Raw genomic sequence first — 11,696 nt, 5'->3', positions numbered from 1 at the left:
TGCTTTGTTCAGAGGGCTGGCATAGAATCGCGGGACACAACGAAGGAGACAGCGATGTTGGCTCCCAAGCGCCCGCTCATCACTACATCACCCGAAGTGCTCGGCGGTACTCCAGTATTCTCGGGGACACGCGTGCCGGTACAAACGCTCATTGAATACCTGGAAGGCGGCGAGACGATCGACGACTTCTTAGAAGGTTTTCCCACTGTCACGCGGGAGCAAGTGATCGCCTTTCTGGAAGAAGCAAAAGCGCGGATGCTCCCCGTCGCCTCGTGAGAATTCTACTGGACGAGTGCGTTGACCGCCGGTTTGCCAAGGAGATCACGAGACATGAGGTTGTGACCGTCTCGCAAGCGGGATGGGCGGGCATCAAGAACGGTGAACTGCTGACACTCGCTCAGGAACAGTTTGATGTGTTCGTGACCGTTGACCGGAATCTCTCCTTCCAGCAGAACCTTTCGCAGTTCACCATAGCCATGGTCGTGCTACAGGCTCCAACCAACCGTTTAAAAGACCTTCGACTGTTGGTACCGAAACTACAAAGCGTGTTGCCGATGCTCGTCAAAGGCCAAGTCCGCTGGGTGGGTCTCTCACCATGAAACGAAAGTGGGAGGCCACGCGTAAGTCGGTGGCAATGAGCATGAAGCATATTCCCGATTCATGGATTGACGTCTCGGATAAACCCGAGCTTTCAGACGAACAACTGAGACATATGTGTCGAGTAGGTCGGCCTGGCACAGGCTGGCCAAGCACTTGATCGCCTTCCGCCTGTCACCATGCCTGTTTGGTTGCGTTGCGACTGATGGCGACGAAACAAGGGAAGCCACACCAGACGTTGATCCACGAGTTGTGAGGCAAATCGCGGTGGCAAGGGGCGTGGTGGCGACTGTTTCCCCAAGATAGTCAAGACATCAAAGTCTGACCCCGATCTTTTGCTTCGTCCCTTTGTCGGAAAGCGCTGTCGAGCATCGTAACTTCATTGCGCACGAACTCCTAGCGAGCAAAGCAGTCGTTACAGCCCTTACTGGCACAACTGCACGATTTGTCACGTGGCCATTAGAGCATGGCATCTATGAGCTAGAACAAATAATGTTCCTGTACGATTGGTGCGAGAAACACAATGCTTGGGCGTAGCAAGATGCCCAACAACACGTTCAACCGGACCTCGGGGGACGCTGCGCACCCCCTCCTCCAGTTAACGTGAACATTAGGCCGCAGAAATCATGGCTACTCACGAACTCGTCGAGGCTATCCAATCCCTCTTTCCGCCTTCGGGGCAGATGCCCCAACCCACATCTGTCTCACCCCCCGATACCGACGCCGATGTGGAGGGACTTCCGCCCGGCTTACCACCGATATCTCGGAACCTCGTACCCGACTGGATCGAGCCCGGCGAAGGCACTTCGTTTCCCGCAGATGGCATACTTGTTATTGAAGGAGAGACTCCAGCGGCACAGCAAGGCCTACCGGCTGCGATCGACGTTCTGGCATGCTATCTACCCTTCCACTTCTACGCTCACGGGTGGGGCATCTACCTCCGCGCCAGCGGGATTCTTTCAGTTGCCTCAATGTTAGCGTCCGCATCAGGACGCGGTCTTTCCAGAGAGTTCCTCGACCTTGCGAGTGCGATCTTGCTGCAGCACGAGCGCTTTCACTTCCTCTCTGAAGTAGCCTGCTCGCGTGGTGAACTCATTTCCGAAGACGAACTATACCGTCACTACTTTCACGATCGCGGCGCAACGGCTATTGAAGAGGCCTTATCCAATGCACATGCGTTTCGAACGGCTCTGCGACGCCAGCCAGCCACAGTTCGTGATCAAGTCAAGCAGTGGATGCAGACGCAAGGACCCGGATACCAAGACTTCGCGAAATGTCTCACACCCTCTGCCTTCACAGACTGGTGTCGCATCGCCACCAATAGAATGAAGTGCTCCGAGCCCGTTCTTAAGTTGACCCCCAGTAGTATTGGTATTGGTAAGGCCAAATTGACCATCACAGGTCCCCGGCCACGCACCAAACCCGTGCCTACGGAGTTTCTCTTCAGTGGGTTAGCGCGTTCTACTGCGCCTACTTTCCTTGTTCTCGACGTACGTGGCGTCGGCGTCCTGAGGCCATTTCCGAAGCATGCTGGTATACGCGTTCTTGTACACACGAATGATCACCCGCCTCCGCACATACATGTCGAGATTCCCCCCGGTCGCGACTTCACTCGGCTCGAGTGGCCCGCCCTCCAGCCCCTAGAGGGTGATTCTTCGCTCTCGGGGAGACAACGAAAGTCCCTCGACGAGTATTTGTCGAAGTACACAGAACAGATCGACCAGAGGATCCGGCAAGTCTATCGGTCTGCGGCCTAACCCGTCACACAATCGGAACGGAAAAATGGGACAGGCTCACTCTTGTCCAAAATAAGTTTTCAACATGCCTCCGGCTTGTGAGTAGGATGGGTTGTTCAACCAACATCCGTTCACGGCGTACCCGCGCCGTGCCACCCACAAGCCGGAGGTGCCGTATGGTAGCTGTCGCCAGTTGCTTTGCGCAAATTCTCGCCCTGATTGATCGCACGGACTTCGCACGAGCGGTGCGACACCATGAGGCTGAACGAGCGGCCAAAGGCTTCAGTTGCTGGGACCATTTTGTGGCCATGCTCTTTTGTCAGATGGGCAGCGCGCACTCGCTCCGGGAGATCTGCGGCGGCTTGGCCACCGCGCTGGGTAAGTTGGTCCACTTGGGCGTCCGACGGACGCCGACCCGCTCGACGCTCGCGTCTGCCAATGCGCATCGCCCATGGCAACTGTACGAGACGGTCTTCTATCAGATCCTCACGCGATGTCAGGCGGTCGCGGCCCTGACGCGCCGCCGGTTCCGGTTCACGCATCCACTCCGGACTCTGGACACGACGATTATTGAGCTCTGTGCCACCGTGTTCGATTGGGCTCGATTTCAGCGGACCAAGGGCGCCGTGAAGCTCCATCTGCAGCTGGATCATCAGGGCTGCTTGCCCTGCTGGGCCCTGGTGACCGATGGCGATACCAACGATGTCCGGATTGCCCAGCCGCTCACCTTTGCCCCCGGCACCATCGTGGCGATCGATCGCGGGTACCTCGACTATGCCCTGTATCATCGCTGGACGGTCGGCGAGGTGGGATTTGTCACCCGTCCACGCACCAACATGCTCTATGACGTGCTGGAGCGGCGTCCCGTCCCCGCCCGTGGTCCGGTGTTGGTCGATGAGATCATTCGCCTCACCGGCCTGCATGCGGCCGACCGGTGCCCGGTCCCTTTGCGGCAGGTGATCATCTGGGATGAGCAGCACCACCGACGGCTCACCTTCCTGACCAACCTTCTGCATCTAGCCGCCAGTACCATTGCGGCCATCTATCGGGAGCGGTGGCAGATCGAACTCTTGTTCAAGGCAATCAAACAGCATCTGAAGATCAAGACGTTTGTGGGCACGAGTGAGAATGCGGTGCAGGTCCAAATCTGGATCGCCCTGATCGCGATGCTGCTGCTGAAGTTTCTGCAGCTGAAGTCCACGTGGCCCTGGAGTCTCTCGAACCTCGCGGCCTTGCTCCGCTTTAACCGGCTAACCTATCGAGATCTCTGGGCGTGGCTTGATGCGCCGTTTGAACGGCCGCTGTCGATGCCCGCCCCCACGCAAGCGCGGCTCTTTGCGTCATGATCTTGGACAGCAGCAGGGGGAACCTCGTCCAAGAACCGAACCCCAAGCCGTCTCACACACGCTATTGACGCGGGAAGGACACTGAGGAACACATTATTTTGGACAGCAGTGGGACATTCTACTTAAGTTTGGCGGGGCGGCTGTGGGGACGCAGGGTAGATTCGAGACCCAGTGTAGTGGCGGAGATTAGGCGGTGACCCGGACGTTGTCATGCAGAAACTCCGGCGCAAAATCGGCTCCGTTGGGCCACACCAGAGTATGGAGATCGGGATCGATGCGGAACTGCTTGAACATTTCGATATTCTTTAAGGGCTCAAAGATGGGGCCGTCCAGTTCGTCTCGGAGATCAATTTCACCTTCGACCCCATCGCTGAACTTGAGCCACAGCATAAAACCGTGGACCTGCCGCCCATCGATCAGACGAAAGGGCATCGGACTACTCCAACGGCTGGATTTCCAATGACGATTACAAGAAGCCGACAAAGTTCAGACGCCCTCTACTGTACGTCTTTACAAGGCATGCCGCAACAGAGGGTATCAGCGAAGAGGTAAGGGGTCGGATACCTTTTATGTCTGTTCTGACAGAAAGGGAGTCATGTTTTTTATCGTCATCCCGATGGGGGGTCCCCGTACAATTGGCGGGAAACGTCGCGGTTTCACGTCGCGCCCCTTCGGTATTTCCTTCGTCTCTTGATCAATCGGCTATATCACTCAGGGTTGTCCCGGTTTGAAATGGACTCCATGATCATGGTACATAACCAATAGTGGCACTTTTTGCCATTCCTGCTACACTGCAACACAACAGGGGCAGCATCATGCCAACCCGCAACGTACACCTGACGGAACATTTTGACCACTTCATCGAGACCGGGATTGCATCTGGGCGTTTCAGCAATGCCAGCGAGGTGGTGCGCGAAGGTCTCCGGCTCCTGGAGCAGCGCGAGCAGGAAGATAAAGCCAAAATCGAATGGCTCCGCGCCGCCGCCAAGGAAGGCTTCGATCAACTCGACCGCGGCGAGTACGTGACCCTGAATTCCGAGCAAGAGATCGATTCGTTCCTGGATCACATTCACCGAGAAGTTTCAGCCGACCTCGCCGCCGAGCGAAAGCGTGGCTAAAACACGACGCAGTCCGTTTCACATTACCGGCTCTGCCCGCCGTGACATTGCCGCCATATTGAAACGGAGCGTGCAGGAATTCGGCATGGCTGCATCGTTACGCTACCGGGCCTTCATCGGGCAAGCGTTGCTCGATCTCGAAGCCGACCCTGAGCGGCCAGGCTCTAAGGCACGTCCCGACCTCCTGGTCGAAGGGGCACGGACGTACCATCTTGCGCTGAGCCGGACCAGATCGGTTGGCGCAAGGATCAAGGAGCCGCGACATTTCCTTCTCTATCGCCGCCGTGAGGACGGCGTCATCGAAGTGGCCCGCGTCCTTCACGATAGCCGTGATCTCGCCCGTCATCTTCCTGTGGGCTACCGCAATTGAATGCCGTACGAACATGTATGATGTGAAAAGACCTGTATGAGGAACCAACGGCGGGCCAGAACAAGTAAAGATATTCATCCGTCGCCCACTGGGCTCGGTGCGCTCGACCCAGCGCTCCGGCATGCTTTCATGCGAGTGAACCCAGAGTACTTCGCTTGGTCCATTGAGGCTCAGGAACGCTACCGTGTCAGCATGCCTGAGCAAGACGCGTTCCGTCTCCGTCAGGGGTTGCTCAAGGCGCTGTTTGGTCTCCGCGCAAAAACGGATGGCGACCTTGCGAAGATCAGCAACCAGTTCGGTGATGAAGCACATCTGGTGTTCAACCGAGCGTGGTTGCCCGCCGCTGGTGTGGGCGAGGATTACTTCTTCCTGAATGAATACATGGACGATGACAAGACGCTGCTCGATTTTGAAACGCTCTACGATTACGACCACGACGACCATGGCTTTCAAGAACAGGCGCGCAAGAATCAGACACCGGATTACATCATCAAACCCTACCGTGGCGCACTCTACTACTCCTGGGCACGCCTCTTGATCGATGGCGCCTTTCACTACGCCTCGCTGTGCATGGCTGCCGGGTACGTCTACAGCCACATCGACGAGTTCGGTCAGGAGAAGTTTGCCTCTCTCATTCCGCACCGCTACGTGAAGGCCAAGGATCACGGAAAGCGCGAGGGCCAGGGGACCATCTTCAGCCAGCGGATCGATGCGGAGGGGAAGGAACCGCAGGCTGAGGAATTGCAGCGGAGACTCTGGGACTACCTGTCAACACGCTTCGACGCACTCCTCACCGAGTTTGATGGTCATGCCCGCAAGGCCGTTTACCTGGAGGACGTCAGCCGCCAGCACGATCCGCACATGAATTTCATCTTTAGCGACAAGACGGCTTTGCAGGCCGTGCGCTTCCGGCATTTCATGAGCGACTGCCGTCCCCTCGTTGCCGATCGTGCGGAACTGGATGCGGTCATCAGCCGTGAACACCAGACACTCGACGCATACATGGATTCCACCTGTTGGGATATTTTCGCCAACTTCACCCCCAATGTCGCCCCGTTCCGCAAAAAGCGAAAAATCATCATCGCCGACGGCGCTCTTAATGATGTGCTTTGAACTGGTCCAGCCTTGTTCCCACGAATGAACCGGTTTCAGGTGGTACGACGGTGCGGCCAGTACCACACAACGGAGAGCCGACGAGACAGGGGCTACGCTGCAAGCGGCAACTCAGGCTCATCCGCCATGATCAATTTTGGCTTTTGATACAAACCAAAATAGAGGCGCAATGACACCCGCGCTCGTTCTTTTGTGAGTGAGTCAGAGGGAAAAGCCCCCATTGAAGATGTTCCAGGGGCGGCTCACTCGGCACGTGGAGTCTGTAGGCACAATTGTCTCAATGTGTCAGCTGAGGCGCTGGTTGTAAACGGCGCATTTCTTTCTGAACGATTATTGACCACGACATACGCCGCTGAGAATTCCTGGAGAAAGGTAGCCCGTCGTCCCCATGTTTTGGGGATAACCTTGTGAACAAGTCGAGTGGCGATCACGCATCACAGCGAATCATGGTCTGTTCAGCATCTTGCCTAAGTTTTAGGCGTCCGCACTCTCTGAAGTAGACCCCAACTGGTTGAGGCCGTAGGGGACAGCTCGCATCGGGCTATCACGCGGCGCCACGACCGGCGAAAGAGGCGGGGCGAAGATTCGTGTGGAGCGAGACTTTCCCGAGAAAGGATCGTCGAAGGCCAGCGGGATGGCAAAGTCCTTATCTCACACAGGTTCCGTTCTGCCGTGCTCATGGCCGTTCCGTTGGTTCGCAAGAATCGGCGTACTGCGGAGACCGAAGCGCTCGCTGTTCCAAAACCTCGCGATGACAAGGAACAGGAGTCATCCAGCAGACCTTCACGTAGGGCCCGGAAGGCGTTGGGATAATGTTTGGTCAGTGCAGTGATATAGGGTCACGCCTTGTTTTAATGCATAGCTTCTCCCACATGCTGCGGTCCGTTCATGGCCACTGTCCATGCATCATTGCTGAGCACGGCTCGAATCATTTGGGTAGGCGGGTCTTGCCATCGCCCGATCGCAAGGGCGGCGAGGATTGAAACTCTAATGACTGCCTAACCGTAGCAGTCCGCAAATCGTAGGCCGCCACATCAAGAACAACCTGGAGGCACTTCGAGACGCATAATGAGGCGCCCTCTTCCCGCAGGTAAGAAGACTCGTTGATGAGAATGCTGCAGTTCGCGATGTCATGATGCTCTGGACCATGGATTCGCCGCGTCGATTATGAACCCGAATTCCGCAGTTGGATTTGACTCTGTGGAGCCCTACGGCTTGACAGCCGTGGCTTCCTGCGTAGGCGGGTGAAGTTGAAGAGAGCCTGAGACGGATCAGTTCATCGGAATGATCGTCGCGGAAACTTCGTTTGGCAGGAGAAGAGTAGCGGCCGCGCGGTTTTGTTCGTCCGGTTGAATCAACGCGAACAACGGCACCGGCTGCGGCACGCCGCCGGGCGGCAGGGCCAGCATCGCCGGAAAGTCGATCAGCGGCGAGAGTGTGGTCTGGCTGGCAATGCGAAGTCGAAACGCCATCAACACATCGCGCAATCGCTCAGCTTTCTCCTCATCCGACATCGACTCACCAGGCGCGATCCCGACTTCCCAGAGAGGTTTCGTCACAGTGACAGGGAAGGTCAGTCCGAGTTTTTGCGCATCCATCGACACATCGATCAGGAATCCGGCTTGAATCGCCTGTTGGCGATTTGTGATCAATTGATTGGCTGGAATGTCGGTCCGTGCTTCGAGCGCTTTGCCCGGATCAATCGGGCCTTCGAGTTTCGGTTCCTCTGTGGTTGGTAACGCTGGAGCCGCTTCGGTAGACAAATCATTGCTTGCAGCGTTCTGATCATGTGTCACAACAGTCTCATCCGGCAGAGCTGGAAGAGCATGGATCAGCCCTTCATAGACCTTTCTGGCAGATTGGGACCACTCTGGGTTAAACGGCCGGCCTCCAAAAGCCGCTTCGGCCGCTTTTCTCTCGTCATGGGTAAGCATTCGGGGAGTCTGTTTTGTATCCATGGTCGTTAGATAAGCTGTGAGAATGGAAAGTCAAGGACTACAGAAAAGCTAGTCTGGTAAGCGCCGGCCTTTTGTCTCTGGAGCGAATAAAAGGACAGCTAATCCAAGCAGATAGATTAAGGCAATGGTACTAGCTGCGCGGCCAAAAGACCCGAGTGTTGTGACGAGCCAGCCAGTTAAAAATGGAGAGGCTGATGCCAGAACACGTCCCGCGTTGAAACAGAATCCCGCTCCGGTGGCCCGCACCTTCGTCGGATAGAGCTCCGGCAGATAGATCGGAAAACCGCTGAAAATCCCATTATTAAAGAATCCTAAAATAGGTAAGAGCATCAAGACGCCGGTGTAACTTGAAGGAGTTAAGTAAGTCACCGGAAGCATGATAAGACTTCCCAGGCACATCAGGGCAAACACCGGCCGCCGGCCGAAGCGCTCGGCAAGCGGGCCGAAGCCGAGATAGCCGAAGATCGCTCCGGCGTTCAAAGCCATCGTGGCGTAGCTGACGTATTTGGTGAGCGTCACAGGGTCTTGTCCCTTTAGATCCGGCAACTCACGAATCAGGGTCGGCGCCCAATATGTCGAACCCCAGAGACCGAATACCGCGACAAAGGCTAGCGTGGTACCCACCAACGTGGCTCGCCGTAAATCACCATCAAAGATAGCTGTCAGCGGGATAGCGCGTTTCTCATGTGCATGGGACCAACGTTCCGGCTCTTTGACCCACCAGCGGATGAAGAGGGCGATAAATGCGGGAAGAACACCGATCACGAACAGCCCGCGCCACCCATAGGTCTCCTTCAACGTGAGATTCATCGTGGCGGCTAAAAAGAACCCCACGGCCCAAGCCGATTGGAGAATCCCCGCCGCTTTGGCGCGTTTTTCTTCAGGCCAGGTCTCAGCCACGATGGCAGCGCCTGCCGCCCATTCCCCGCCGATGCCGAGCGCGGTGAGAAATCTGGCGATTGCAAGATGCCACCAGGTTTCCGCCAATGCAGCGGCGCCGGTGAAGACGGCGTAAATGATGATCGTGGCGATGAGGATCTTCGTCCTGCCAAATCGATCAGCCAGAACGCCGAACGTGATGCCGCCGATCGCCCAGCCGATCAGGAAAATGGAAAAGATGATGCCGCCGTACCAGCCGATCTGCTCAGCGGTCGGCGGGCCACCAGCCGTATACAGCAAATCGTGCAAGGCCGGATGCAAAACAATGGCATAAATCGTCGCGTCCATCGCATCGAAGACCCAGCCCAGCCAGGCTACGAAGAGGACGAGCCATTGATAAGGCGTGACGCCGCTCCACCAAGACAATTTGCTAGTCGGAGAGATAGCGTCCTCCCAGTCACGCTACGAAATTGACGAGATGGACCAAGTAGACCTGAAAACCAGATAAACCGCTCGCGCTGCGCAAGGCTAAGGAGGTTCTCCATCACTGTCAAGGCGGAGCCACACGGCTTGGCAGACGTGGTTGTTGGTTCTTCGGCGACGCCTCACTGAAACGTGTTCTCCTACTTCAAGGCTTCGAAGGAGGCGGGTGAAGCGTGCGAAACCGCATGCTATAGTCCTTCCCATGCCACGGATGAATTACTATGAGGTACTCGGCGTCTCTCGAGAAGCATCTGACGATGACATCAAGAAGGCCTATCGAAAGCTGGCCTTTGAAAACCATCCAGACCGGAATCCTCACAGAGCGGACACGGACGAGCGGATCAGAGAGATCAATATCGCGTATGAGATCGTCGGAGACCCTGAAAAAAGGAGAAGCTACGACCGTTTGTCTTGGGGGGATGAGCCGCGCGCTGAAAGGGTCGATTCCGGCGTTATCCTCGATGAAATGGAGCAGAAGCTCTTCGACGAAGGCAGGAAAGAATTGTTCGCGATTTTGATGAAAGATGTGAAGAGGGTGAAGGCGGAGCTGGTCACTATCCGAGAACAGACTGTGGTCGAGCAGGGATACGACTCATTTCTGGAGCATGTGGTCACTACGCGCGCGTCAGCGATCATGGGTGACTTCGTGACGGATGAAATGGAGGCGCGAAAACAACGCCTGGTTGAAGTGGCGTTGGAGATGATGGTGTCACAGGGCGTGACGAAGCGCGGCGATGAGAGCGGGATTCGAGCACTGCGAAATCGTCTCGAAACGGCCTTTCGCAACGGTCGTACGCATGGCATCGCCTCGGCGCTGGAGCTGTTCTACGAGAGACGCTAGTGCCGCTCAAGGGTCAACCTTCCCTCTCCACTATTCCGACGTGATCTGCTATCGTTGCCAAGTCGGTACAGGGATAAGCGCCGTGAGGGAGGTGCTGCATGAAGACGTTTACTGCATACTTGGAATGGGACCCGGAAACAAACTTGTATGTGGGCTTTGTGCCTGGGATTCCAGGGGCACATACGCAGGGGAGAAGTTTGGACGAATTGCAGAAGAACCTGAAAGAGGTGCTTGGATTATGTCTTGAAGAATCTCAAGATGCCGGTGAAGATCTGCCACGGTTTGTCGGACTCCAGCAAATCGAGGTCGCCGGGTGAGCCGGCTGCCCATTGTCGATTCCCAAAAGATGGAAAAGGTCCTGCTTCGGCTGGGTTTTGCCATGGTCAGATAGAAAGGGAGCCATGTCTTTTACCGTCATCCCGATGGACGCACAACGACGCTGCCGCATCATTCGGGTAGCGACTTGGCCCGCCCCTTGATTCGTGAAATCCTTCGCGAGATCGATTGCACGCCTGAACAATTTCGTCACGAACTAGAAAAACTCTGATGGTTGGATCGTAGAGAAGCTGCCGGACTCGTTTGACATTCACTTCACGTTGAACATTCTGAGGCCTGCTAGAAGTTGCCCCGCATCGTAATCGAGCCGGCGTGGGTGGTGGTCTGGTAGGTGCCGTTCACCGTGGGATTCGGATTGCCGGTGACGGTTCGAGACTCGAACAGAAGAGCCTGGTACGCCACATCAATTCCCAAGGCCTTCCTGCCGAAGAAGCCTGCCTCTGATCTACAGGTCAAAAGGCCTAAAAATCTTCCATGTTGCTCATTTCTGGTCGAAACACCGGTCGGGCTCGTGAAGTAGGTGTTGACGCTCACGAATTGCACGCCGGCCGTGTGCTGAACGCCATGCAGCTGTGTCATCCCGGCGGGATTATAAAAGACTGCCGTAGGGTCGTCCGCTTGGGCGGAGAAGGTATTTCCCTGTGCGATGACGGCTGCCCCCTGGAAGGGATTGCGGATCCCGTCGGCACGGACAACTGAGGGGTTTCCAAGCAGAATGACAAGAACATCACTCAGTAGAACCAAACACCGTATGCGTGTTCCGCAATATGGTATCCGCATCTTGACCTACTGGCATAGACTCAATACGGGTGCTCAGAGTTTGGAATACGAGTCGCTAAGATAACTATCTATAAGGAGTCAATGTTTCATGTTGCGTTGCTGGGGCAGCCGTGCCATGATGGGATCGCCTTGTGGCCGA

At 56.1% G+C, this 11,696-nt stretch carries 12 protein-coding genes; 8 read left to right on the top strand and 4 right to left on the bottom strand.

Annotated elements, in window-relative coordinates:
- Positions 1 to 54 precede the first annotated feature (54 nt).
- The 3 genes from P0120_14710 to P0120_14700 all read left to right on the top strand — a co-directional run bounded on the left by P0120_14710 (position 55) and on the right by P0120_14700 (position 3,679).
- The gene (locus P0120_14710) at positions 55 to 276 is read left to right on the top strand and encodes a DUF433 domain-containing protein (GenBank protein MDF0675571.1); all 222 of its coding nucleotides are present in this window, start codon (positions 55 to 57) and stop codon (positions 274 to 276) included.
- Complete coding sequence (locus tag P0120_14705; protein MDF0675570.1) at positions 273 to 599, top strand: DUF5615 family PIN-like protein; 327 nt, start codon at positions 273 to 275, stop codon at positions 597 to 599. The genes P0120_14710 and P0120_14705 overlap by 4 nt, the downstream gene beginning before the upstream one ends.
- 1,910 nt (positions 600 to 2,509) lie before the next feature.
- A complete protein-coding gene (locus tag P0120_14700; protein ID MDF0675569.1) occupies positions 2,510 to 3,679 on the top strand; it encodes an IS4 family transposase in 1,170 nt (389 codons plus the stop codon).
- 186 nt (positions 3,680 to 3,865) lie between these two features.
- Here the strand turns inward: P0120_14700 and P0120_14695 are convergent, their stop codons facing one another.
- A complete protein-coding gene (locus P0120_14695; GenBank protein ID MDF0675568.1) occupies positions 3,866 to 4,111 on the bottom strand; it encodes a DUF2442 domain-containing protein in 246 nt (81 codons plus the stop codon).
- A gap of 332 nt (positions 4,112 to 4,443) precedes the next feature.
- Here P0120_14695 and P0120_14690 point away from each other — a divergent pair, with 332 nt between their 5' ends.
- From P0120_14690 to P0120_14680, 3 genes are all read left to right on the top strand, one after another.
- Complete coding sequence (locus P0120_14690; protein MDF0675567.1) at positions 4,444 to 4,797, top strand: type II toxin-antitoxin system ParD family antitoxin; 354 nt, start codon at positions 4,444 to 4,446, stop codon at positions 4,795 to 4,797.
- The gene (locus P0120_14685; GenBank protein MDF0675566.1) at positions 4,790 to 5,167 is read left to right on the top strand and encodes a type II toxin-antitoxin system RelE/ParE family toxin; all 378 of its coding nucleotides are present in this window, start codon (positions 4,790 to 4,792) and stop codon (positions 5,165 to 5,167) included. The genes P0120_14690 and P0120_14685 overlap by 8 nt, the downstream gene beginning before the upstream one ends.
- A 192-nt stretch (positions 5,168 to 5,359) precedes the next feature.
- Complete coding sequence (locus tag P0120_14680) at positions 5,360 to 6,280, top strand: hypothetical protein (GenBank protein MDF0675565.1); 921 nt, start codon at positions 5,360 to 5,362, stop codon at positions 6,278 to 6,280.
- 1,271 nt (positions 6,281 to 7,551) lie between these two features.
- Here P0120_14680 and P0120_14675 read toward each other — a convergent pair.
- Positions 7,552 to 8,076 carry a hypothetical protein gene (locus P0120_14675; protein MDF0675564.1) on the bottom strand — a complete coding sequence of 175 codons (525 nt, stop codon included), beginning with the start codon at positions 8,074 to 8,076 and terminating at the stop codon, positions 7,552 to 7,554.
- Between the two features lie 210 nt (positions 8,077 to 8,286).
- On the bottom strand, positions 8,287 to 9,543 hold the full coding sequence (locus P0120_14670; GenBank protein MDF0675563.1) for an MFS transporter: 1,257 nt from the start codon (positions 9,541 to 9,543) through the stop codon (positions 8,287 to 8,289).
- A 223-nt stretch (positions 9,544 to 9,766) separates the two neighbouring features.
- Between P0120_14670 and P0120_14665 the strand changes: the two genes are divergently transcribed.
- Together P0120_14665 and P0120_14660 are read left to right on the top strand one after the other, a co-directional pair.
- Complete coding sequence (locus tag P0120_14665; protein ID MDF0675562.1) at positions 9,767 to 10,441, top strand: DnaJ domain-containing protein; 675 nt, start codon at positions 9,767 to 9,769, stop codon at positions 10,439 to 10,441.
- A 98-nt stretch (positions 10,442 to 10,539) separates the two neighbouring features.
- Positions 10,540 to 10,758, top strand: coding sequence for a type II toxin-antitoxin system HicB family antitoxin (locus P0120_14660; GenBank protein MDF0675561.1), 219 nt, complete (start codon positions 10,540 to 10,542; stop codon positions 10,756 to 10,758).
- Between the two features lie 298 nt (positions 10,759 to 11,056).
- On the opposite strand, the gene P0120_14655 is transcribed toward P0120_14660, so the two are convergent.
- Positions 11,057 to 11,557: a hypothetical protein gene (locus tag P0120_14655; GenBank protein MDF0675560.1), complete on the bottom strand. Its 501-nt coding sequence runs from the start codon at positions 11,555 to 11,557 to the stop codon at positions 11,057 to 11,059.
- Positions 11,558 to 11,696: the final 139 nt, after the last annotated feature.

This window comes from Nitrospira sp. (assembly GCA_029194675.1).
Lineage (GTDB): Bacteria > Nitrospirota > Nitrospiria > Nitrospirales > Nitrospiraceae > Nitrospira_D.
Note: the sequence above shows the minus strand (reverse complement) of the source record. Positions and strands in the feature narration are given on the sequence as shown.